The sequence below is a fragment of the Flavobacterium zepuense genome, from assembly GCF_007097145.1.
GTDB lineage: Bacteria > Bacteroidota > Bacteroidia > Flavobacteriales > Flavobacteriaceae > Flavobacterium > Flavobacterium zepuense.
In genome coordinates, this window is sequence record NZ_VJVZ01000013.1 from 137133 (window position 1) to 159736 (window position 22604).

A 22604-nucleotide genomic window follows, 5' to 3' on the forward strand; every position below is an offset into this window, starting at 1 on the left:
TTCAGGTTATATATACAAACGAAAGAAGGAGCAGTAATGCTCCTTTTTTGCTATTTTTGCTAATATTTACGTTTTATGAAGAATGAACAAGGCAGAGCCGATATTACCTATGGCATGCTGGCTACCAAAGGCCAAAGGTTTGCCAATTATTTTATAGATGGTTTAGTAACCACTATACTTGCTGTCCTTGCCTTAAAGCTAAATTTAATTTTTCAGGGCAATGATAATATTACAACCATAGAATCATGGCTTCCGATATTAAATAACTACGGCTTTACCCTGTACAGCTATGCTGCATTAATAATATATTATGGACTTATTGAGTCGGTTTCAGGGCGTAGCTTAGGTAAATTTGTAACTGGTACTAAAGTAATTATGCGGGATGGTACTACTCCCGAAGCCGGTGCAGTTTTATTAAGGACTATTTGCCGACTTATACCTTTCGAGATTATATCATTCCTTATTGGTCCGGTAGGATTGCACGATAGCCTTTCTAAAACGCTTGTGGTAGATATTTATCGTTATAAAACTGCAATGCGCCAAAAAGATGAGGTTAACGATATAGGCAGCGACGATATAAATTAACAAACAACAATTTGCCTATAAAGGCAGGATTAACCCAAATACATAAAAACAATGGCAAAAGATGATAAGCCGGTATACACCGGCATTATAGAAAAAGACGAGAACGGTAACTTTTTTTGTGGCGAATACCTGCTTGATTATAAAATGGTTACTACCCGTTTTAACGAAGGCGATAAGATTGCCATCAAATCGGTAATAGAAAATTCCAGCGATATCAGCCACGGCAAGTATCCAACAAAGTCAAAGGATTTTTCGTTAGCCGATAAGAAGAAATTTATAAGAGAAGAGGGCAAAGAGTAATAATTGGCAATAAGCAATTGGCAATTTACAAATGAGAAGACAGCAATTGTAGCTCAATCTTAAATCTTTAAATTTTCAATCTTTCAATAAATAAACCAATGATGCACTGGGAACAGCTTTTGTCTTTAAAAAGGCAAGGCGATACAAGCAAGCGTTTGCGCAAAGAGCAGGACGACACCCGACTGGGTTTTGAGGTAGATTACGACCGTATTATATTTTCGTCGGCTTTTCGTAGCCTGCAGGATAAAACACAGGTAATACCGCTTTCTAAAACCGACTTTGTACACACGCGCCTTACGCACAGCCTTGAGGTATCGGTTGTGGGCCGTTCGCTGGGCAGGCTTGTAGGTAAAAAGATAATAGAAAAGCACCCGTATTTGCAGGACATCCATGGTTTCCAGATGAACGATTTTGGCGCTATTGTAGCGGCGGCATCCCTGGCGCACGATATTGGCAACCCACCCTTTGGGCATAGCGGCGAAAAGGCTATAGGCGAATACTTTAAAATTGGTCGTGGTCAGCGTTATAAAGATGAACTTACCCCTAAACAATGGCAGGACCTTATAGATTTTGAAGGCAATGCCAACGGTTTTAACCTGTTAACAGCTTCGCGCCCGGGTATTGAGGGTGGCCTGCGAATATCCTACGCTACGCTTGGCGCGTTTATGAAATACCCAAAGGAATCACTCCCTAAAAAGCCTACGCCTAATATTGCCGACAAAAAGTACGGTTTCTTTCAAACCGATGCTGCGTTCTTTCAGGATGTAGCGAAAGATTTGGGGCTGATACCCAACAAAACCGGCGATGATGTTGGTTTTGAGCGTCATCCGCTGGCCTATTTGGTTGAGGCTGCCGATGATATTTGCTACACCATAATTGATTTTGAAGACGGTATTAACCTTGGGGTAATACCAGAGGAATTTGCTTTAGAATACCTCATAAAGCTGGTTAAAGACAGCGTGCAGGTAGAAAAGTACAAAACCCTTACCACTAAAGAAGACCGTATTAGTTACCTGCGTGCCCTTGCTATTGGCACGCTGATTAATGACGCTGTTGCCACTTTTTTAGAGAACGAAGAGCTTATATTACAGGGCAAATACCCGTATGCGTTAACCGACCAGGGTAAGTATACCGCCCAAATGAAAGACATCATCAACCTAAGTATAAAGAACATCTACCAAAGCCGTGAGGTGGTAGAAAAAGAGGTTATAGGCTACCGCATCATCAATACGTTGCTGGACACCTTTTGCACGGCGTATAACAACAAATTTGAGGGCGTAGCAGGCAATTATGACAACCTTGTTTTAAAGCTGCTGCCTGAAAAATTTGTAACCGAAAAAATGAACCTTTACGACCGCCTGCTGCACATTTGCCACTTTGTATCTACCCTTACAGATGGCAAGGCACTACTGCTATACAATACGATAACAGGGGTTTATAAAGCGTAACCCAACAAAAAAGCAACCGGAAAGGTAGTTATGGTCGGAAATATCTTCCGGCCATTTTGATAGATATGCTCAAGACTTCTCAAAAAAATAATTAGAATCTTATTTTAATAACCTTTCAGAGATACAGGTGCGCCATTTTTTTAGAGCAAATTTGTCTTGTCAACGGTAATCGATAGTAACAAAAAAAGCCCCACAAACGTGAGGCTTCCTATAAAATATTTTCAGAGCTTAACTCCTTAAAGCGTGCAGCCTTGCTACATATTTGCCTACCACATCAAACTCTAAATTAATGGTGGTGCCTACTTTAAAAGTATTAAAGTTGGTGTGCTCATACGTATACGGAATAATCGCTACGCTAAACCCGTTAGCCTTGCTGTTTACTACGGTAAGGCTCACGCCGTTTACGGTTATAGATCCTTTTTCTATCGTAATGTTGTTAGGCCCTGCATCATACGTAAAAGTAAAATACCAGCTGCCGCCGGCTTCTTCTACGCTGGTGCAAACACCGGTCTGGTCTACGTGGCCCTGCACAATATGGCCGTCCAGGCGGTCGCCCAGCTTCATGGCGCGCTCTAAATTCACCTTGGTACCTACCGTCCACTCCTTTAAATTGGTCTTTTCCAGCGTTTCTTTAATAGCGGTAACGGTATAACTGTCGGGTGCAAGTGCTACTACCGTTAAGCACACACCATCATGGCTAAGGCTCTGGTCTATCTTAAGTTCGGCTACAATAGGGCAGGTAAGAGTGTAGTGTATATTGTCGTTTTCCTTTACTATATTAGTTATGGTTGCTGCGGTTTCAATAATTCCTGTAAACATGCTGATTAATTTTACTAAATTTGTAGTTGTAAAATTAAGCAATAAACAGCATCATGGCAAAAAAGGGAGAAAATGTAATAATGGGCATATCAATAGGCGACCTAAACGGCATAGGCGCAGAGGTTTTACTAAAAACTTTTGAAGATGCCCGAATGCTGGATATGTGTACCCCGGTAATCTTTGCCAATGTAAAAGTGCTGTCGTTCATAAAAAAAACCTTTAACTTGGAGTGTGCACTGCACGGCATAGATAGTTTAGACCAGTTAGTTGTAGGCAAAATAAACGTGCTTAATGTGTGGCGCGAGGGCGTAAATATCGATTTTGGCAAGAACAACCCGGAGGTGGGTAAATATGCAATAAAATCGTTTACCGAAGCCGTTGCCGCCCTTAAAGAAAAGCAGATAGATGTGCTGGTTACGGCACCTATTAATAAATACAACATACAAAGCGACGAATTTAAATTCCCCGGGCATACCGATTATTTAGACCAGGAGCTTGGAGGCGATGCCCTTATGTTTATGGTACAGGATAACCTGCGCGTAGGGCTGCTTACCGACCATATACCGGTAAACGAGGTTTCGGCACATTTAACCGAGGCGCTTATCCGTAAAAAGATACTTACCATTAATACATCGCTTAAAAAAGATTTTAAGATAAATGGCCCTAAAATTGCTATCTTAGGGGTAAATCCGCACAGTGGCGATAATGGTGTTATTGGTAAAGAAGATGATACTATTGTTAAGCCTGCGCTTAAAAAGTTGTTTGAAGAGGGTGTGCGTGTTTTTGGCCCGTTTAGCGCCGATAGTTTTTTTGGTAGCGGCCAGTACGAAAAGTACGATGCCATTATTGCGGCCTACCACGACCAGGGGCTTATACCGTTTAAAACCCTGTCTTTTGGCAACGGTGTAAACTATACCGCAGGCTTAGAGGGCATTCGCACATCGCCGGATCATGGTACCGGTTATGATATTGCCGGAAAAGGCGAGGCCGACCATAATTCGTTTAAGGAAGCCGTTTACCTGGCGCTGGATGTTTACCACAACCGTGCAGAATACGATAACCTTACAAGCAACCCCCTGAAAATAAGGGAAAAACAGGAAGAATCAAAAAAATATTCATAACAGTATTGGATTTGCAATAATTTTATATCTTTGCACGCTCAAAACTGTTGGAATGAAATGAGTTGCGGTATTTTAAAGCCGCATTTGTTTAACTAAAACAGTAACAACTGGCCGGAAACATGAAAGTGAACAAGGAATTTTTAATTCCCTTTGTGGGATTAAAGCAGGGAAAACACCAGTTTGATATTGATAAAAAGTTCTTTGATGACTTTGAATTTGACGAGTATAACAACGTCAATGTAAAAGTAAATCTTGTATTAGAAAAAAAGAGCACTATGCTGGAGCTTAGCTTTAAGCATAAAGGCACCGTTAATGTACCGTGCGACCTTAGTAACGAAGATTTTGATCTTCCTATAAAAGGCAAGCTGGTACTGATTGTTAAGTTTGGCGACGAATTTAATAATGATAACGACGAGCTGCTGGTGCTGCCACATGGCGAATACCAGGTAGATGTGGCGCAGTATATTTATGAAATGATAATACTGTCGGTTCCTACTAAACGGGTGCATCCCGGAATTAAAGACGGCACTTTAGATGCCGCAATATTAAATAAGCTGGAAGAACTTGCTCCTAAAAAAGAGCAGGTAAAGCCCAAAAAAGAAGAAGAAACAAAAAGCACCGACCCCCGTTGGGACGGTTTAAAGAAACTATTAACGGATAATAATTAGAGTAAAATGGCACATCCTAAGAGAAAGACCTCGAAAACAAGAAGAGATAAGAGAAGGACACATTATAAAGCATCTGTTCCTCAAATCGCTACATGCCCGGTAACAGGCGAAGCACATTTATACCACAGAGCTTACTGGCATGAAGGCAAAATGTACTACAGAGGCCAGGTAGTTATCGATAAAGCAGAAGCTGTAGCTTAATTGCTGGAAAGTAAAGGGTAAAACTCTCACTTGGTGGGAGTTTTTTTGTTAAATACCCTTTTTTTTAAATTAGGAGGGCTTATTGCCTGCCATATTGTAAAATTTTTGTAATTTCCACCACTTTTTGGGCTTCCCCCGCCGCCCGGACTGAATGATATTATAATTCTATATGAGTAAACTAACTGCCGCCATTACCGCCGTAGGGGCCTATGTTCCTGAATTTGTTTTAACAAACAAACTGCTGGAAACAATGGTAGATACCAACGATGAATGGATTACCTCCCGTACAGGCATTAAGGAAAGGCGCATTCTTAAGGATAACGATAAAGGGACTTCTTTTTTAGCTATAAAAGCAGCCGAAGATTTACTAAAAAAATCGGGTACTAACCCAGAGGATATAGATATGGTGCTTGTGGCAACTGCCACACCCGATATGCCCGTTGCTGCAACCGCAGTATATGTGGCCAGCCATATAGGCGCCGTTAATGCTTTTGCTTACGATCTTCAGGCGGCCTGCTCCAGCTTTTTATACGGTATGAGTACCGCTGCTGCCTATGTGCAAAGCGGCCGTTATAAAAAGGTGCTGCTTATAGGCGCCGATAAAATGTCTTCTATAATAGATTATACCGACAGGGCCACGTGCATTATTTTTGGCGATGGTGCCGGTGCGGTACTTTTTGAACCTAATGAGGAGGGCCTTGGCCTGCAGGACGAAGTATTAAGGAGCGATGGCATAGGCCGTGAATTCCTTAAAATAGAGGCCGGCGGATCTTTACTGCCACCAACCCATGAAACAGTTGCTGCAAAACAGCATTTTGTGCACCAGGACGGTAAAACCGTGTTTAAATATGCAGTATCTAACATGGCCGATGTGAGCGAGAAGATAATGCAAAGAAATAACCTGCAGCACAGCGATGTAAACTTTTTAGTAGCCCACCAGGCCAATAAAAGGATTATAGATGCAACAGCTTCGCGCATGGGCGTAGACGAATCTAAAGTGCTTATTAATATAGAAAAGTACGGGAATACAACATCGGCCACACTGCCGCTGTTACTACACGATTTTGAACACTTATTTAAAAAAGGGGACAACCTTGTTTTCGCATCTTTTGGCGGAGGGTTTACCTGGGGTTCCATCTACCTTAAATGGGCCTACGACACAAAATAAAACAAACTAAACAAAACGGAAAAGTATGGATATCAGAGAAATTCAAAACCTAATAAAGTTTGTGGCTAAGTCCGGAGCTACAGAAGTTAAATTAGAGATGGATGATATTAAGATCACCATAAAAACAACTAACGAGGCCGGCGCCCCCGAGACTACAACCTACGTTCAGCAGGTACCGGTTCAGCAGCAGGCTCCTGTAGCCCAGCCGCAACAACAAATTGCTCCCGCAGCTACTACACCGGTAGCCCCGGCGGCAGAAGACACCTCTAAATTCCTTGTAATTAAGTCGCCAATTATTGGTACGCTTTACAGGAAACCATCGCCGGATAAACCTACGTTCGTAGAAGTAGGCAGTAACATTTCTAAAGGAGATGTTGTATGTGTTATAGAGGCTATGAAGCTGTTTAACGAAATAGAGAGCGAAGTATCGGGCAAGATCGTAAAAGTACTGGTAGATGATTCATCTCCTGTAGAGTACGACCAGCCGTTATTCCTTGTAGACCCATCATAAAGAATTTTAAATTATACATTTTAAATGGTGAATTTCACCGTTTGAAATAATTTAAGATCTAAAATTCAACATTTAAAATTCTAAGTGATGTTCAAAAAAATACTAATTGCAAACAGGGGAGAAATTGCACTTCGTGTAATAAGGACCTGTAGGGAAATGGGCATAAAAACCGTTGCGGTATACAGTACTGCCGATGCCGAGAGCCTGCACGTTAAGTTTGCTGACGAGGCCGTATGTATAGGCCCGCCGCCAAGCAACCTTTCTTATCTGAAAATATCAAATATAATTGCCGCTGCCGAGATAACCAATGCCGATGCTATTCATCCGGGTTACGGTTTCCTTAGCGAAAACGCACGTTTTAGCAGGATATGCCAGGAGCACGGTATTAAATTTATAGGCGCATCGCCGGAGATGATAGACAAAATGGGCGATAAAGCTACGGCCAAAGCAACCATGAAGGCTGCCGGTGTACCTTGTGTACCGGGATCTGACGGTTTATTAGAATCGTACGAGCAAACTGTAAAACTGGCTAAAGAATTTGGCTACCCTGTAATGCTTAAGGCTACGGCCGGCGGCGGGGGTAAAGGTATGCGTGCCGTGTGGAAAGAAGAAGAACTTCTTAAAGCATGGGAAAGCGCCAGGCAGGAAGCTGCCGCCTCTTTTGGTAACGACGGTATGTACATGGAAAAACTTATCGAGGAGCCACGCCATATCGAAATTCAGGTAGTGGGCGACTCTTTTGGTAAAGCCTGCCACCTTTCTGAAAGGGATTGTTCGGTACAACGCCGCCACCAAAAACTTACTGAAGAAACTCCGTCTCCGTTCATGACCGACGAACTTCGCGATAAAATGGGCGCTGCCGCTGTTAAAGCCGCAGAATACATTGCTTACGAAGGCGCCGGTACCGTAGAATTTCTTGTAGACAAACACAGGAATTTCTACTTTATGGAAATGAATACACGTATACAGGTAGAACATCCTATTACCGAGCAGGTTATAGATTACGACCTTATACGCGAGCAAATACTTGTTGCAGCAGGCGTGCCTATTAGCGGCAAAAACTACCTGCCGCAAATGCACTCTATAGAATGCCGTATTAATGCTGAAGACCCGTATAATGATTTTCGTCCGTCGCCGGGCAAGATCACTACCCTGCACATGCCGGGTGGCCATGGTGTAAGGCTTGATACTCATGTTTACAGTGGTTACACCATACCGCCTAATTACGACTCTATGATCGCTAAACTTATTACCACAGCCCAAACGAGGGAAGAGGCCATAAGCAAAATGAAGCGTGCCTTAGATGAGTTTATTATAGAGGGTATTAAAACCACCATTCCTTTCCACAGGCAGTTGATGGATGAGCCCGATTATGTTGCCGGTAACTACACCACCAAGTTTATGGAAGGTTTTAAAATGAACGAACGCGTAGAAGAATAGTTTTCCTCTGCACTTTTCAATATACATTAAGCCCCACGCATTGCGTGGGGCTTTTTATTTGGGGTTAAATTGGTATATTGTTGGCGATTTATCGCACATTTAAATTTTTTGAAGTTTCAAACTAGTATGAATAAAATTTAAGATAATTATATATTTGGATGTACTAATTAATCCATTTTAGTTTTTTCTAACAATCTCTTCTCTAATTCGGATAGCAAGTATCTTAGATATTTATAATACTCAAAGGCATTTTGTTTTGCGAAATCATGCATCATCATCTGAGAAAGTGAAACAAAATGTCTTCTATCGATTTCAACCTCCTTGATTTCTCGACTATGGAAGCTGCCCTGATAACCTTTGGTGACATATGGAATATCTCCTATCACTTTTTCAAATTCAGAATGTGAAAAACCATTTCTCATTACATCATTTACAATTTGTTTGAGATGGTCATATTCTTGTTTGCTAATGATATTGAGGTTTCTGCAGGCTTCAATATTTTTCCCCAAAGGTTTGCCCTGATACTGATTATATGCTGCTATTGAGGTTGCTTTGTCAGCATGCAAACTTTTATTGTAAATAAGAGTCAACTTTATCATTCTTTCCAAAATATGATTACTAACAGTAATACTTGCAATGAAATTATCAAACATTAGGCAAGTAAAGTTTTCATTCATCAAGCCTGTCAAATTGCAGAATATAGGAGACTCAAATTCACGATAAGGAAAAAGTTTCTCATGATTTCTTTCAATAATTCTATTATAAAACGTTTTATAGTATTCTTGATCCATAGGTGTTTACAGGTTTAGGTCTTTATATAATAACTCTATTACTTTGTCCACTTCACTGACGCTTTCCTCGTAAGCAGCTACTGTATTAATTTCCGTTGAATCTGTTCCGCCAGCCTGCCAAAGTTCAATATTGCAGAGAATGGACATATTACCAATTAAATCTTCGATGGCTTTTTTACTACTTTTATTTAAGTAAATACCATTTAATTCAAAAGCTTCTAAAATTATACCTCTATGCCCCAATGAATTATTTGTTTGTTCAGATTGAGGATAAAATTCATTTCCTTCGTTTTCCGCGATAATAGAATTTAGATAAGTTCGGTACATAATTAATGCTTTATGTATTTCTTTGAAAGCTGGAATCTTACTTTGATAAAGTAATTCCATTTTCTTCGATTTATTCGAAAGTTTGTTGGTAATGAAACCGATGATAATTCCACTCAAAAATGGTGATAGTATTGCCAATATCTTGAATGTAGAATCATTATTCTGTGTTGCTTCTGCTGCTTGTTCGAATAGCATTTATGATTAGATTTATAACAAAAAAAATGAATGGATATAAAGGTAACAAAAAAGACCCCACGATATCACCGATTTGCAATCCGTGCTTTTAAATCAAACTCACCAACAAAAAAATATCCCCTCCAATCCGCAATAATTTTTTTGTATAGATAATCAAAATAAGTATATTCGGACAATCAAAATTTGGGTCGGCTATTGCTGCCCTGAATCCGGATTATCAACCTATAAATAAAACAAATAATGATCAAGATCTTAAAAAAGTTAGCAAGTGCGATGGCGCTGCTTGTTATGTTTACAACGGCTGCTATGGCGCAGGACAAAGTTGCCGAGGGTACTAAAAAAGTAACCGACGGTATGAAAACGCAGCTTGCCCTAAATGATGGTCAGTATGCTAAAGTGTTGGAAATTAACAAAACCTACCTGGTAAAAGTTAAGGACAGCAAAGCAAAAAGCGTTAATAAAGTTGAGCAGGCTAAAAAGCTAAAAACTATTGACGACGACCGCGAAGCGAAACTTAAAAGTGTTCTTACCGAAGATCAATACAAAATTTATGGTGCCGGCAGGGCCGACAACAAAAAGAAATTAAAAGATTGCCTTGAAAAATAAGGATATATAAAAACCCGAAGCAAACGCTTCGGGTTTTGTTTTAGAATCGATTATAGATTACCTATAGTCCGACACGAATTAGCACAAATTAATTTATGATAATTAGTGAAATTTGTGTCCAATACATCACTGTATTAAAACCGCTCTGCGCTCGCTTTCTTCCAAAAGTAAAACATATCGGTAGGTACCGAGTGGCCTTCAAGCATACAGCCCGGTACAGGCTCAGGGTAGGTTTGCTCGTAGGTTTTAATCGTGGTACGGTCGGTACGCATACTCACCACACTGCGGTCTACATCATCGGGATGGGCAATACCCGCCGATGCCATTAAATCCATAGCGCTCTTAACCGTTTCATGCTGAAAGCGGAACACGCGCACGCTTTTTTCCTCGGGTACAAGTCCTTTAACAAGGTGCGGATCCTGGGTGGCAACACCGGTAGGGCAGGTGTTGTTATGGCATTCCAGCGCCTGTATGCAGCCCAGGGCGAACATCATTCCACGTGCCGAGTTACAAAGGTCGGCACCAATAGAAAGCGCCTTAATAATATCAAAACCGGTAATGATTTTACCGCTGCAAATAATCTTAATCTGGTCTTTAATACCGTAACCCACAAGGCAGTCATACACAAAGGCAAGGGCATCACGCAATGGCATACCCACGTGGTCGCTGTATTCCTGAGGGGCAGCACCCGTACCACCTTCGCCACCATCAACGGTAATAAAGTCAAAGTACGTTTTAGTCTGCACCATAGCCTTGCAAATGGCAATAAACTCGTGCTTGTTACCAATACAAATTTTCATGCCAATAGGCTTGCCGCCACTGCCTTTGCGAAGCAGTTTTACAAAGTCCATCAGCTCCAGCGGCGTTGTAAACGCCGAGTGGTAGGGCGGACTAATAATATCGTGCCCTTTGCGCACCAGGCGGATGTTGGCAATTTCATCGGTAACTTTCTCTTTAGGTAATATCCCTCCGTGACCGGGTTTGGCACCCTGCGAGAATTTAATCTCTATCATTTTTACGTTATCCAGCACGGCGCGCTTGGTGTATTGCTCATAGCTAAAATTACCATCATCGTCACGGCAGCTAAAGTAGCCGGTACCAATGTTCCACACCACATCGCCACCCTCGTGCAGGTGGTAAGGAGAAAGGCCACCTTCGCCCGTGTTGTGGTAAAAGTTACCCTGCTTGGCACCCGAGTTTAACGCCAGTATGGCATTTTTACTAAGTGAGCCGTAACTCATGGCACTAATGTTAAAAAGGCTCGCCTCATACGGCTTTTCGCATTGCGATGAACCTATCTTAACCCGAGGCTCCAGGTTTACCTTATTAAAAGGTATGGCACGTATGCTGTGGTTTATCCATTCGTAACCTTCGTTATACACATCAAGCTGAGTACCAAAAGGCATGGTATCGGGGTCTTTTTTACTACGCTGGTACACCAGGCTGCGTTGCAGGCGGTTAAACGGCTTGCCATCAAGGTCGGTTTCAAAAAAGTACTGGCGCATTTCGGGGCCGATAGATTCCAGTAAATACCTTAGCCTGCCCAGTAGCGGAAAGTTGCGCCTAATGGTTTTTTTAGACTGATACATATCATACAGGCCCATTAAAATTAGCGGTAAAAATATGAACAGCAGCAATGCCGACTTTACATTAATATACGTTAGCAGTGCAATTATGGCCAGGGCAGTAACGCTGGCAATTAAAAATATTTTTCTCATACGGTTTGGTACCATGCGCCTATCGGCAAAAGCAAAAGCGCAGGTTTTTTATGTTTAATCCTTACAAAATTAATCAGAACCGTTTATTTAACCTCTCTATAACCTTGCCTAAAACATTATGAAAACGTTATTTTGAATAATTCTGCATAAGTAATTTTGGGCGTGTCCCTGCGGGCCGGGCTTTACGCTGCCAGTCCTCGCAGGCGGCTTCGTGCCTCAGCCACCCGCTGTGGGCTGTTCGCTGCAATCCCTCACGCGTTGATGGGGGTGTGGCCAAATTACCTGGCTTCTCATCTTACAGGGAAAGTCTTTGCGAGGAGGAACGACGAAGCAATCTTTACTAACAAGTGAGACTGCTGCGGTCGTACCTCCCTCGCAGTGACGTGCCCTTAGAGGCGAACGTAACATCAAAAAAAATCCCGAAGCGCTAACTTCGGGATGTGTATTAAAAAGTGTAGCCTATACGTGCATGAACGTCTATTGCTACATCTGATTTTTCAGAATAATAGTAACTGTCGTCAAGGTAGCGCAGGTAGCCGATACCAAAGCCCAGCTCGTAATTAAAATTACTTTTTGCAATAGAACGGCGAATGCCCCATTTAGGTATAATGCTTATTTGGTTAGGTACATACAAATAGTCAGGGCCGCCTATTTTAAACAGGTCGGGGTAATATTTTATGGCAACCGTTACAAAGCTGGCGCTATTGTTTGCACTGTATTTGCCTTTACGGGCACGTTTTTCTATGTTATAATACCAGCGTGGCTCTACACTAACGCTTGGCGCTAAAAACGAGCCTGTCTTTTTGTTAGCAAAACTATAGCCCTCATACGCTTCATAAAACCAAAGGTCAAGGCCCACTTCGGCACGAAGTGCCCAGCGGTTACTAAGGCGGCCTTCATAGCTGCCCCAAAGGCCTACGGCACCGGTTTGTACGTTAATGATTGATTTTTCTACCATGCCGGATGCAGTTTCGGTAGTGGTTGTTTCAGCGGTTTGAGCAGAAGCGTTAAACGCAAAGCCCGTAAATAGTAAGGCGAGTAAAGTATTTTTCATTAGGGGAGATTAATTGGCGGCAAAATTAGCTTTAAAATATTCATAGCCAAATATAAAACTGCTAAAAAGTATACCCAATCCTAAAATGGATGTCGGCGGCCAGTTCGCCGGTCTTTACGGTAGGTTTAGTTGCATCATCTAAAAATAAAAGATAGCCAATGCCCAGTGCAATTTCATAGTTTAGGTTGGTTCGGCCTATATCGCGCCTAATGCCATACTTAGGCATAAACGCAATTTGCTGCGGAACGTAATCATCGTCATCGCCACCCCTTACTTTAAACACAGCATCATAATAAGTAACGGCAACGGTTGCAAAGTTAGCGCTGTTGTTACGGGTGCGTTTATTAAGGCGCGCACGCTTTTCTATATTATAATACCAGCGTGGTTCTACCGTAAGGTTTGGGGTAAAGTAGCCCTCGCTAATGCGGCTGTAAAGGTTTGTTGCAAGGCCGGCTTCGGTACGCAGGGCGAACTGGTTGCTAATGCGCGCCTCATAACTAACATACCCGCCTACAATGCCCACCTGTATATTTACAAGGCTGCGTACTGTGGGTAAGGGCTGGGTAATAAGGCTGTCCTGGGCGTACGTACTAAACCCACAAAAAGCCGTTAGCGCTATAATAAAACATCGTAATTTTTTCATGCAATTTTTGAGAGATTTAATAACCTATAGGGCTAAAATAACCTTAAAATTTAAATAATGAAGCACTTAACCATTTAACAACACAAAAAAAGTCCGCAACGATGTGCGGACTTTCTATTCTGAAAATAAGGATTACTACTTAAGGTTTAACTTTTTAGTCATCTCTTTAGTAAGGCCACCCTTGTTTAACAGTATGGCAGTACTTTTATATTTTACAAAGTTTTTGCTCATGTACAGGTAACCTTTGTAGTCGTTAGTGGCACCCCATGAGTTTTTAACAATGTAGTATTCTTTACCGTTCTGGTCTTTGCTAAGGCCTACAATGTGCATACCGTGGTCATCGGTAGTCTGGTAGTCGTCAAATGCTTTCTGGCGTAAAGCCTCAGTAATTTCAAGTTCCGGCTGCGGGCCTTTAAAGATTGACTCTTTTTCCTCAGCAGTCATATCAGCCGGGTTTTTTGCAGGAATGTAGGCAACACCGTTTTTCCAGCTAAAGCCTTTTTCGCTCACATCGCCTGCCCAGCCTACAGTATACCCACTTTTAAGGGCAGCATCTATAATATCGGTAAGGTCGTTCATTTTTACGTTGTACACCAGGTCAAGCGACCAGTTGTCCGGTACCATAAGTACAAACTGTGTGTAGTATGGATGATCTGTAAACGATGACAGCTCAATATAATCATCAGGGTTAAGGCCTACCACCTCTTTAGCAAAAGTTTGCGGCGTGTATTTTTTGCCTTTATAGTCAAAAGACTGCGGTACTTCACCAAGATACGTATCAATAACCGATGTATAGGCTTTAACCCAGTTTGGAGAAAGCTCACCGTTAGGGTTTTTAACCACCGCAGCAAGAAGGCCTTCGTTCATGGCAGCCATTTCGCCAAATTTATTGTTGGTAGTGCCGTAGTTAAGGCCTGTATAAACGCTTTGCGGCAAAGCGCCATATTTGCGGTACATATTTATAACATCGTGCAGGGCACCGCCATCGCCAAGGGTAATAGCGCCGTGCATGCGCACATAGTTAATACCTTTTTCTATATAAGCATTACGTGCCGTGTAAATTTGGGAAAGCTCTACCGGCTGCTTGCCTGCGCGGATCATTTCCGACTCCAGGAACGAGTTGGCCGAATAACTCCAGCACGTACCCGATGATCCCTGGTTTTTTACCGGCGTATTCTCGATATTTATAACATCTTTAAACTGAAACGAATCTTTACTGTTTGCGCTCTGGTTACTTTTAAGCGAATTTACAAGGTAATCCTGTGCATTAGCACCCTGAAAGCCTGCAAGCAGTAATGATGCGGCAACAAAGGGCTTAATTGAAAAATTAGACATAGCTTTATACATTTAATGTGTGATAATTAGGCCAAAAATACATAAAATTTACAAAATCTTAATGTTTTGTGAAAATTCTACAAAGTTTCTTTTAGCCATTTAAAATATTCGCGTTGCCATACCAGTGCATTTTGCGGCTTCAGCACCCAGTGGTTCTCATCGGGGAAATATAAAAAGCGGCTTTTTATGCCTCTTAACTGTGCCGCCTGAAATGCTTCCTGTCCCTGGCCTATCGGCACACGGAAATCAACACCGCCCTGAACGATAAGTATTGGGGTATTCCACTTTTCTACATAATTAACCGGGTTAAACTGGCTGTAGGTTTTTTGCGCTGCTGCATTATCTTTTTCCCAATACGGGCCGCCGCTGTCCCAGTTAGTAAAGAAAACCTCCTCTGTAGTGCCGTACATGCTTTGCAGGTTAAACACACCATCGTGTGCTATAAGGGTTTTAAAGCGGTTGTTGTGTATACCCGCTAAATAAAACACCGAGTAGCCACCGTAGCTGGCTCCCACGGCACCCAGCCTGCCTTTATCTACATACGGCTCTTTAGCCACATCATCTATAGCGCTAAGGTAATCGTCCATAACCTGGCCGCCCCAGTCTTTGCTGATGGCTTCATTCCACTCCACACCATGCCCAGGCATACCGCGGCGGTTAGGCGCAACCACGATATATCCCTGTGCTGCCATAAGCTGGAAATTCCACCTGAACGAGTAAAACTGCGTTAGCGCGCTTTGCGGGCCACCCTGGCAATACAATAGAGTAGGGTATTTCTTTTTCGCATCAAAATCAGGAGGCAGTATTACCCAAACAAGCATCTTTTTACCATCGGTAGTGGTAACGTAGCGTTTCTCGGTCTTGCTTAGCTTAATAGAGCTGTACGCCTCGTTATTAACGGTGGTAAGCTGTTTCCATGTTTTCTTTTTAAGGTCGTAGCTGTAAATCTCGGTAGCGTGGTTGGTATCGGCACGCTCTATAATAACAGTGTTGCCGCTAAAGCCCACAATGTGGTTTACATCAAAATAGCCATCGGTTAACTGCGTAACGGTAACGGCAATTTTTGTTAACCCGGGAAAGTTAACCTCAAACAATTGTTTTGTACCGTCTATAGGGGCAACAAAATATACTTTTTTACCATCGGGGCTCCACATAAAACTGTCTACCGTGCCATCCCATCCGCCGGTAAGGTTAATATCCATACCTTTAAAGCGTACAATGATATCATTCTTATCGGCCTCATAACCGTCGCGTTTCATTTGCAGCCAGGTAAGGTCGCCCGCAGGCGAATAAGCCGGGTTGGTATCATACCCCGGGTTCTTTGGCGTTAGGTTGGTGGTGGTTTTAGCAGCCAGGTTGTACTCGTAAATATTAGTATCGGTACTGGTGGCATACGCCGTGCCCGCTTTCTTTTTACTAACGTAGATAATGCTTTTGCCATCGGGGCTCCAGGCGTAATCTTCCTCACCGCCAAAAGGCTTTTGCGGCGAATCATACGGCTCATTGGGCATAATATCGGTAAAATTATCTTTATCGGCTACGGGAGTAAAGCCCACGTGGTTATGGGTGCCGTTGTTCCAGGTATCCCAGTGGCGGTAATCCAGCCCGTCATATATTTGTACGGTACTTTTATCAAGGTCGGTATAATGGTCGCTGCCCAACACTTTTTCTACCTTAATTTCTTTACTTGTAAGAAAGTATTTGCCATCGGGCGATACATACTTATCGGCCAGCAGCGCTTTGTATTCCTTAACTTCGGTAGCTGCGCCCCCGGTTACAGGAATGGTGTAAAACTTTGCGTCCGATTTGTTCTCGGCCACATTAGGCTTACTCACTTTATATACAATACTTTTTCCGTCTTTAGTAATGCCCAGTGTGCTCACGCGGCCCAGGCTCCAAAGCAGTTCCGGTGTCATGCTTTTTTGTGCCGAAGCAGATAATCCCATGATGGTTAATGTTAAGAGAAGAACTTTTTTCATGTGTTGAATTGTGTAAAAACTTTCCCAAAAATAATTAATAGTTTTTAGGCACAGGCATTAAACATCAAATTACTGTAAAGCTGCCGTAAAGATTTACGGGCTTTTTAAAAATGGATTATATTTATGCCGCATTTATAAACCCCAAACCATGAAAACACAAAAACCTGTACACGTTGCTATTGTTAGAAAAGTATTGCCCGGAAAAGAGGAGGAGTTTAAAACGGCCCTCAGGAATTTTTTAGGCGAATCGTTTATACAGGGCGGGGTTCAGGGTGCGGGGATGATAACCGCATTGCCGGGCGCGCAACCTAACGAGATAGGTATTTTGCGCACCTTTGCCAGCGAAGCCGAGCGCGATGCCTTTTACAGCTCGCAGCTATTTAAAGACTGGGATGCCTATGCCAACACAGTTACAGAACCGGGAATATACCGCAACTTAACAGGGTTAGAGGCATGGTTTAGATCGCCTGGGCAACCGCCGCGGTATAAAATGGCCATTGCTACACTTATTGGGGTTGTGCCAACGGGAGTTTTTCTTTCCTATGTAATTGGCCCCTTTATTGCCAACGCAAACGTGCTTGTACAACAGTTGGTTTTTGGCGCATGTGTGGTAAGCTTGTTAACCTGGGTAGTAATGCCGCTTGTTACAAAACTACTTAAGGGATGGCTTAATAAGTAGATTCATTAAATTTATATCCCGCTCCTTCAAAGCTAAATGTTGGAATAGTAGTAATTCATAGAGTTTATGCAACCGGCATGAGCCCGGCGCTACGGCATATATTCATGTAAACGTACTGATTTTTAAATAAAAAAGCCGCCCGAAGGCAGCTTTTAAACATTGATGTATCCTGTTATTTTTTAATAAACTTAAGGGTAGAAAGCGTTCCGTTGTCGTTAATTTCTATGAGGTAGGTGCCGGATGCAAGGTTGGCAACATTTACAGTGCCCTCGGTAAGTTTGCCTTGTGAGGTTACCTGTCCATAAATATTGATTATCCTGTAGGTTGCCTGATTGGTAATGTTGGTAATGTTGAGCATATCTTCCGTAGGGTTAGGATATAGCTTAATATCGGCTATGGCCTGAACGCTTTGCCCACCTTTACCGGTACCGGCAATTACAATGGTGTAATCTTCTACCTCGCCGTAGCTAAAGGCTTCGCAGGCGGTTGGCACTGCATTGTATTTCATGCTGACCCTCATGCGCGTTGACCCTGTTGTAGCAGTCGCGGGAATGGTAACCGACCCCGTTGCCGGTGTAGCGGTAGAAGCCGCTTTGCTCCAAACCAGTTCTCCCGAATCGCTAAAATCCCCATCGGCATTGTAGTCTATCCAAACAGCATAGCCTTCCGCGTAAGTACTGCCTGTCCATGTTGGGGTAACAGTAATGGTGTATGCCGACCCTTTGTTTACCGATGTAGATACCGATGTAAAATCAGAATAACCGGTGCCACCCGTAGAGGTATTGTTGATGGTGCCAAACTGTACTTTGCTAATATATTCATCGGCTACGCTGTTGCCTTTGCTGGCACAATAAGCTGTTGGTGTTGTACCACCTCCGGAGCCTGTGGTAAGGTTAACGGTGTAATCTTCTACCTCGCCATAGCTAAAGGCTTCGCAGGCCGTTGGTATGCCGTTATATTTCATGCTTACCCTCATTCGGGTTGTGCCTGTAATGACAGTTGTGGGTGGTGTAAACGTGCCTGTTGCAGGGGTAGTGGTTGCGGCTGCTTTGCTCCATACCAACTCACCTGTATCGCTAAAATCCCCATCGGCGTTATAATCTATCCAAACAGCGTATCCCTCAGGGTAAGCACTGCCTGTCCACGTTGGTGTAACAGTTATCGTATAGGCTGTGCCTTTGGTTAAGTTGGTAGATATCGATGTAAAATCAGAATAACCCGTACCGCCCGTTGAAGTATTATTGATGGTGCCCAACTGCACTTTGCTTATGTATTCATCGGCTACGCTGTTGCCTTTAGAGGCACAGTATGCCGATCCGCCCGTACCTGCAAGTGTGGTTACGTTAACGGTATTGCTGTTGCCCGATGCATTGCCCGCAGCATCTTTAGCCCTTACATAAAAACTGTAAGCGGTTGAAGCACTTAGCCCGGTAACAGTATAGGTAGTGCCGGTAACGTTAGCCTTAAACACGCCGCCCTGGAATACATCGTACCCGGTTACTCCAACATTATCGGTAGAAGCGCTCCATGATAAATTGGTTGTGGTTTGCGTAGTACCCGATGCTACAAGGTTAAGCGGGGTAGAAGGCGGCGTAGGGTCGCCCGTACTTGTAGTTATGGTAAAGTTCGTGTTAGATATATCAAAGAAAATATGGTTGCTTCCCTTAACCATTATCCTGTTTAATGTGCCCGGGTTATTAGGCACGGTTATAGCCTGCGATCCATCATTAGGGGTTCCGCTTAGCAGGGTAATGGGGTAGGTATCGCCACCATCGGTAGAGAGTAAAATATCTACATTGGCGGTGTTAACGCCGTTTGCAGTGGTTCCGGCTACATTCCATGTTACGGTTTGGGCAGACCCAACCGCCCATGATGTTGCGGTATTGGGTGCTGTTACCACAAAAGGCCCAGCGGTTGCATTTACAGTTACTACCATGTCATCACTGTTATTGGCAGGGCCGCCCGCGTGGTTGTCGCGTACAGTAACCCTAAAGTTTAACGTGCGTGCCACATTGGGTACAGCCTCCCATTGCCATGAAGTTGCGCCGGTTTTAATGGTGGCAAGCCTTGGGAAATAGCGCACCCCACTGGTGCTGGGTACAAACGACCTGAATGCAGGCCCCGAAGTTGCCGTTACACTTGGGTAGGTAGTGGTTGAGGTTCCTGAATTCATTTGTTCCCAGCAGTAGGTAAGTGCATCGGCATTAGCATCGGTACCACTGGCTGTTAGCATAAATGGTGTGCCTTTGGGTATGGTGTAATCACTGCCCGCATTAGCTGTTGGTACGGCATTGCCCGTAGGCGTGTTGGTTTGGCAGCTTGTGCTTTTTACATAGTTGGTTACCTGCTGTATGCTCACGGCATGAAAAAACGGATCGCTGTGTGGCTGCACATCGGTAGCACCGGTAATACCTGCATAACCCATAATGGTAGTGCCGCTGCCGGGCTCGTTTTGTACGCCCGTGCCTTCGTTACTAAAAGTAAAGGTATGGTTGGCGCCAAACTGATGGCCCATTTCGTGGGCTACAAAGTCAATATCAAAATTATCGCCTAAAGGTGCGGTGCTGGTAGTAAACCCGCTGCCTTTTCCGCTGGCGCATACGCAGCCTATGCATCCTGCATTACCATTATTGCCAATGGCCGACATAAGGTGGCCGATATCATAATTGGCGTTACCAATAACGCTGGTAAGTGTAGATTGTAGCTGGCTGTTGTAATTGGCATCGGTACTGCCGTAGGGGTCGGTTGAGGCGCTGGTGTAAATAACCGCATCGTTATTGGCAATGAGGTTCATGTGTACGCCAAAATCTTTTTCAAAAACCCCGTTAACACGCGTCATGGTAGCGTTAATTGCTGCCAGGGCCAGTGCTTTTGTACCGCCGTAGTATGCGGTGTATTCTCCGGTAACGCTCATGGCAAGGCGGTAGGTGCGCAGGGTGCTATCATCTGCATTAGGCCGTAGTGTAGATGGGCTGCCATTAATAGATTTTGAGGCATGGTCCATTACCTGGCAGTCGAATTTAGAAAACGGAATGGTTTTGTCTGCCCTTTTGTAAACCGAATACGTAGACAGGTCGGTTGCATAGGGCTCAATAAACACGGCCGATTTATCGGCAGCCATTGTCATGGTTTGCAGGCCTAAGGGCGAAACGCTAAAGCGGATGGTAGCCATAGGGTCATCTACACCCTGGCCGGCATACGATTTAATTTCAGGATAACGCGCTGCAAGCTCGGCTTCCATTACGGGGGCTTCGATAATACGGTAGCGTTGCATAACGCCATCAGCATCCGGAAATGAAATAACGAGTTTAGACGTGCCGCTTCCGCGGAGTGGTGCATTGGCAAGGGCAGCCTTAAGGCCCTGCATGTTAAGGTTAAACAATGTTTTGCCCGGTAGGGCAGCCCTGTTATTAAAAGTAGCTATGCCGCTTTGCTGCTGTGCAGGGGTAAAGAATGTTTTGCCGCTTTGGGCACTTGCCAATGCCGATGATGCCAACATGGCGAATGTTAGTAGTGCATTTTTCATAAATATTACAGTTGGTATCCTATAAAAATAACGTTACTTTTTAACAAATATCAACCTTATTGTTAAATTCCGATGTAATAACGGTTATTTACGATTAAATAATAACATTTAAATACTTTTCTTACGTTTTTGTTGATTATATATTTATAGGCTAATACATACTGCTGCGGTGATACTGCCGTTTAAATAACCATTAACTAAGGCTCGTTTAAAAAATTATCAGTAATTTCACGCGCTTAAAACAGGCAGGATTGAAAAGCAATAACAAATTATTTATAGCCATAATTATTGGCCTTGTAGCCGGTGTGGCATTAGGTGGGTGGGTATTTTATAACGCGCCCGAGAGCGCCCCTGCCTTTGCTAAAAACATCAAGCTATTGGGTACCATATTTATACGTATGGTGCAAATGATAATTGCTCCCCTTGTTTTTTGCACCCTTGTGGTGGGTATTGCCAAAATGGGCGACATGAAAATGGTAGGCCGCGTGGGCGGTAAGGCCATGGGCTGGTTTATATCGGCGTCGTTAATATCGTTGTTGTTAGGCATGGTTTTGGTAAACTGGCTGGAGCCGGGCAAAAATACTACCGTGAGCATGAAGGATGTTGCCCCTGCTGATGATCTTGTACACAACACCGGGTCTTTTTCCCTTGAAAATTTTGTGGTGCACGTAGTGCCCAAAAGTATTATAGAAGCTATGGCGGCTAACGAGATCTTACAGATTGTTATTTTTGCCATAATGTTTGGCATTGCCCTATCATCTGTAGGCGATATTGGCAAGCCCATTATTAAAGTATTAGATACCATATCGCACGTAGTGCTAAAAATGGTAAGCTATATTATGTGGGTAGCGCCGCTGGGCGTTTTTGGTGCAGTAGCTGGTGCCGTAGCTATTTACGGTTTTGATATCTGGCAGCTGTATGCCAACTACCTTGTAGATTTTGCATTCGGCATACTATTATTATGGATTTTACTGTTATCTGTTGGGTACTTAATACTAGGCAAACGATTATTCGCCCTGCTAAAAAGGCTGGCGAGTCCGTTGCTTATTGCCTTTAGTACCACGAGCAGTGAGGCGGTTTTTCCGAAGCTTACCGAAGAACTGGAGCGCTTTGGGTGCGACCCTAAAATAGTATCGTTTACGCTTCCGCTGGGTTACTCGTTTAACCTGGATGGCAGCATGATGTACATGACCTTTGCAAGCCTCTTCATAGCACAGGTATACGGCATAGACATGCCTATAGAAAAACAGTTGCTTATGCTGCTTGTGCTAATGCTTACCAGTAAGGGTGTGGCCGGTGTGCCGCGCGCCTCACTTATTGTAGTGGTGGCTACCTGCGCCATGTTTGGCATTCCGCCAGAAGGCATAGCACTTATATTACCCATAGACCATTTTTGCGATATGGCCCGAAGCATGACTAACGTGCTTGGTAACGCCCTTGCCACCACAGCAGTGGATAAATGGGAAACTAAAACAGATTAAAAAATTAAA

21 protein-coding genes are annotated in these 22604 nt (G+C 43.3%); 12 read left to right on the top strand and 9 right to left on the bottom strand.

Going from position 1 to position 22604, the window contains the following annotated elements; translation table 11 throughout:
- The first annotated feature begins 75 nt into the window (after nucleotides 1-75).
- The 3 genes from FMM05_RS17965 to dgt all read left to right on the top strand — a co-directional run bounded on the left by FMM05_RS17965 (nucleotide 76) and on the right by dgt (nucleotide 2333).
- On the top strand, nucleotides 76-585 hold the full coding sequence (locus tag FMM05_RS17965; protein ID WP_143374806.1) for an RDD family protein: 510 nt from the start codon (nucleotides 76-78) through the stop codon (nucleotides 583-585).
- Nucleotides 586-636: 51 nt separating this feature from the next.
- The gene (locus FMM05_RS17970; RefSeq protein WP_143374807.1) at nucleotides 637-885 is read left to right on the top strand and encodes a hypothetical protein; all 249 of its coding nucleotides are present in this window, start codon (nucleotides 637-639) and stop codon (nucleotides 883-885) included.
- A 101-nt stretch (nucleotides 886-986) separates the two neighbouring features.
- The gene (gene dgt, locus FMM05_RS17975; RefSeq protein ID WP_143374856.1) at nucleotides 987-2333 is read left to right on the top strand and encodes a dGTP triphosphohydrolase; all 1347 of its coding nucleotides are present in this window, start codon (nucleotides 987-989) and stop codon (nucleotides 2331-2333) included.
- Between the two features lie 228 nt (nucleotides 2334-2561).
- On the opposite strand, the gene FMM05_RS17980 is transcribed toward dgt, so the two are convergent.
- Nucleotides 2562-3152, bottom strand: a complete 591-nt coding sequence (locus FMM05_RS17980; RefSeq protein ID WP_143374808.1) for a riboflavin synthase — start codon at nucleotides 3150-3152, stop codon at nucleotides 2562-2564.
- A gap of 53 nt (nucleotides 3153-3205) precedes the next feature.
- Between FMM05_RS17980 and pdxA the strand changes: the two genes are divergently transcribed.
- The 6 genes from pdxA (at nucleotide 3206) to accC (ending at nucleotide 8261) form a co-directional block, all read left to right on the top strand.
- Entirely contained in the window at nucleotides 3206-4273 is a 1068-nt protein-coding gene (gene pdxA, locus FMM05_RS17985; protein WP_143374809.1) for a 4-hydroxythreonine-4-phosphate dehydrogenase PdxA, read from the top strand.
- A gap of 119 nt (nucleotides 4274-4392) precedes the next feature.
- Entirely contained in the window at nucleotides 4393-4941 is a 549-nt protein-coding gene (locus tag FMM05_RS17990; protein WP_143374810.1) for a YceD family protein, read from the top strand.
- A gap of 6 nt (nucleotides 4942-4947) precedes the next feature.
- Nucleotides 4948-5142 (top strand): 50S ribosomal protein L32, encoded by a 195-nt coding sequence (gene rpmF, locus FMM05_RS17995; RefSeq protein WP_026993360.1) that lies wholly within the window; start codon nucleotides 4948-4950, stop codon nucleotides 5140-5142.
- A gap of 169 nt (nucleotides 5143-5311) precedes the next feature.
- Nucleotides 5312-6310, top strand: coding sequence for a beta-ketoacyl-ACP synthase III (locus tag FMM05_RS18000; RefSeq protein WP_143374811.1), 999 nt, complete (start codon nucleotides 5312-5314; stop codon nucleotides 6308-6310).
- Nucleotides 6311-6335: 25 nt separating this feature from the next.
- A complete protein-coding gene (gene accB / locus FMM05_RS18005) occupies nucleotides 6336-6821 on the top strand; it encodes an acetyl-CoA carboxylase biotin carboxyl carrier protein (RefSeq protein ID WP_143374812.1) in 486 nt (161 codons plus the stop codon).
- A gap of 87 nt (nucleotides 6822-6908) precedes the next feature.
- On the top strand, nucleotides 6909-8261 hold the full coding sequence (gene accC, locus FMM05_RS18010; protein WP_143374813.1) for an acetyl-CoA carboxylase biotin carboxylase subunit: 1353 nt from the start codon (nucleotides 6909-6911) through the stop codon (nucleotides 8259-8261).
- 167 nt (nucleotides 8262-8428) lie between these two features.
- Here accC and FMM05_RS18015 read toward each other — a convergent pair whose 3' ends face one another.
- Nucleotides 8429-9052, bottom strand: coding sequence for a hypothetical protein (locus FMM05_RS18015; protein ID WP_143374814.1), 624 nt, complete (start codon nucleotides 9050-9052; stop codon nucleotides 8429-8431).
- A gap of 6 nt (nucleotides 9053-9058) precedes the next feature.
- Nucleotides 9059-9574 carry a hypothetical protein gene (locus FMM05_RS18020; RefSeq protein WP_143374815.1) on the bottom strand — a complete coding sequence of 172 codons (516 nt, stop codon included), beginning with the start codon at nucleotides 9572-9574 and terminating at the stop codon, nucleotides 9059-9061.
- 240 nt (nucleotides 9575-9814) lie between these two features.
- Between FMM05_RS18020 and FMM05_RS18025 the strand changes: the two genes are divergently transcribed.
- On the top strand, nucleotides 9815-10180 hold the full coding sequence (locus tag FMM05_RS18025; protein ID WP_143374816.1) for a hypothetical protein: 366 nt from the start codon (nucleotides 9815-9817) through the stop codon (nucleotides 10178-10180).
- 134 nt (nucleotides 10181-10314) lie between these two features.
- Here the strand turns inward: FMM05_RS18025 and FMM05_RS18030 are convergent, their stop codons facing one another.
- From FMM05_RS18030 to FMM05_RS18050, 5 genes are all read right to left on the bottom strand, one after another.
- A complete protein-coding gene (locus tag FMM05_RS18030; protein WP_143374817.1) occupies nucleotides 10315-11898 on the bottom strand; it encodes an FMN-binding glutamate synthase family protein in 1584 nt (527 codons plus the stop codon).
- Between the two features lie 445 nt (nucleotides 11899-12343).
- A complete protein-coding gene (locus FMM05_RS18035; protein WP_143374818.1) occupies nucleotides 12344-12952 on the bottom strand; it encodes a hypothetical protein in 609 nt (202 codons plus the stop codon).
- Between the two features lie 61 nt (nucleotides 12953-13013).
- The gene (locus FMM05_RS18040) at nucleotides 13014-13595 is read right to left on the bottom strand and encodes a hypothetical protein (protein WP_143374819.1); all 582 of its coding nucleotides are present in this window, start codon (nucleotides 13593-13595) and stop codon (nucleotides 13014-13016) included.
- Between the two features lie 135 nt (nucleotides 13596-13730).
- Nucleotides 13731-14930 (bottom strand): C1 family peptidase, encoded by a 1200-nt coding sequence (locus tag FMM05_RS18045; RefSeq protein WP_143374820.1) that lies wholly within the window; start codon nucleotides 14928-14930, stop codon nucleotides 13731-13733.
- 77 nt (nucleotides 14931-15007) lie between these two features.
- The gene (locus FMM05_RS18050) at nucleotides 15008-16909 is read right to left on the bottom strand and encodes a S9 family peptidase (protein WP_143374821.1); all 1902 of its coding nucleotides are present in this window, start codon (nucleotides 16907-16909) and stop codon (nucleotides 15008-15010) included.
- Between the two features lie 148 nt (nucleotides 16910-17057).
- On the opposite strand from FMM05_RS18050, the gene FMM05_RS18055 reads away from it, so the two are divergent.
- Entirely contained in the window at nucleotides 17058-17588 is a 531-nt protein-coding gene (locus tag FMM05_RS18055; RefSeq protein WP_143374822.1) for an antibiotic biosynthesis monooxygenase, read from the top strand.
- 172 nt (nucleotides 17589-17760) lie between these two features.
- On the opposite strand, the gene FMM05_RS18060 is transcribed toward FMM05_RS18055, so the two are convergent.
- Nucleotides 17761-21114, bottom strand: coding sequence for a reprolysin-like metallopeptidase (locus FMM05_RS18060; RefSeq protein WP_143374823.1), 3354 nt, complete (start codon nucleotides 21112-21114; stop codon nucleotides 17761-17763).
- A gap of 251 nt (nucleotides 21115-21365) precedes the next feature.
- Between FMM05_RS18060 and FMM05_RS18065 the strand changes: the two genes are divergently transcribed.
- Nucleotides 21366-22595, top strand: a complete 1230-nt coding sequence (locus tag FMM05_RS18065) for a dicarboxylate/amino acid:cation symporter (RefSeq protein WP_143374824.1) — start codon at nucleotides 21366-21368, stop codon at nucleotides 22593-22595.
- The last annotated feature ends 9 nt before the right edge of the window (nucleotides 22596-22604 follow it).

Bases quoted from the DNA above. Each gene is read 5' to 3' on its own strand.
- FMM05_RS17965 (WP_143374806.1), top strand. From the start codon at position 76: ATGAAGAATGAACAAGGCAGAGCCGATATTACCTATGGCATGCTGGCT.
- FMM05_RS17970 (WP_143374807.1), top strand. From the start codon at position 637: ATGGCAAAAGATGATAAGCCGGTATACACCGGCATTATAGAAAAAGAC.
- dgt (WP_143374856.1), top strand. From the start codon at position 987: ATGCACTGGGAACAGCTTTTGTCTTTAAAAAGGCAAGGCGATACAAGC.
- FMM05_RS17980 (WP_143374808.1), bottom strand. From the start codon at position 3,152: ATGTTTACAGGAATTATTGAAACCGCAGCAACCATAACTAATATAGTA.
- pdxA (WP_143374809.1), top strand. From the start codon at position 3,206: ATGGCAAAAAAGGGAGAAAATGTAATAATGGGCATATCAATAGGCGAC.
- FMM05_RS17990 (WP_143374810.1), top strand. From the start codon at position 4,393: ATGAAAGTGAACAAGGAATTTTTAATTCCCTTTGTGGGATTAAAGCAG.
- rpmF (WP_026993360.1), top strand. From the start codon at position 4,948: ATGGCACATCCTAAGAGAAAGACCTCGAAAACAAGAAGAGATAAGAGA.
- FMM05_RS18000 (WP_143374811.1), top strand. From the start codon at position 5,312: ATGAGTAAACTAACTGCCGCCATTACCGCCGTAGGGGCCTATGTTCCT.
- accB (WP_143374812.1), top strand. From the start codon at position 6,336: ATGGATATCAGAGAAATTCAAAACCTAATAAAGTTTGTGGCTAAGTCC.
- accC (WP_143374813.1), top strand. From the start codon at position 6,909: ATGTTCAAAAAAATACTAATTGCAAACAGGGGAGAAATTGCACTTCGT.
- FMM05_RS18015 (WP_143374814.1), bottom strand. From the start codon at position 9,052: ATGGATCAAGAATACTATAAAACGTTTTATAATAGAATTATTGAAAGA.
- FMM05_RS18020 (WP_143374815.1), bottom strand. From the start codon at position 9,574: ATGCTATTCGAACAAGCAGCAGAAGCAACACAGAATAATGATTCTACA.
- FMM05_RS18025 (WP_143374816.1), top strand. From the start codon at position 9,815: ATGATCAAGATCTTAAAAAAGTTAGCAAGTGCGATGGCGCTGCTTGTT.
- FMM05_RS18030 (WP_143374817.1), bottom strand. From the start codon at position 11,898: ATGAGAAAAATATTTTTAATTGCCAGCGTTACTGCCCTGGCCATAATT.
- FMM05_RS18035 (WP_143374818.1), bottom strand. From the start codon at position 12,952: ATGAAAAATACTTTACTCGCCTTACTATTTACGGGCTTTGCGTTTAAC.
- FMM05_RS18040 (WP_143374819.1), bottom strand. From the start codon at position 13,595: ATGAAAAAATTACGATGTTTTATTATAGCGCTAACGGCTTTTTGTGGG.
- FMM05_RS18045 (WP_143374820.1), bottom strand. From the start codon at position 14,930: ATGTCTAATTTTTCAATTAAGCCCTTTGTTGCCGCATCATTACTGCTT.
- FMM05_RS18050 (WP_143374821.1), bottom strand. From the start codon at position 16,909: ATGAAAAAAGTTCTTCTCTTAACATTAACCATCATGGGATTATCTGCT.
- FMM05_RS18055 (WP_143374822.1), top strand. From the start codon at position 17,058: ATGAAAACACAAAAACCTGTACACGTTGCTATTGTTAGAAAAGTATTG.
- FMM05_RS18060 (WP_143374823.1), bottom strand. From the start codon at position 21,114: ATGAAAAATGCACTACTAACATTCGCCATGTTGGCATCATCGGCATTG.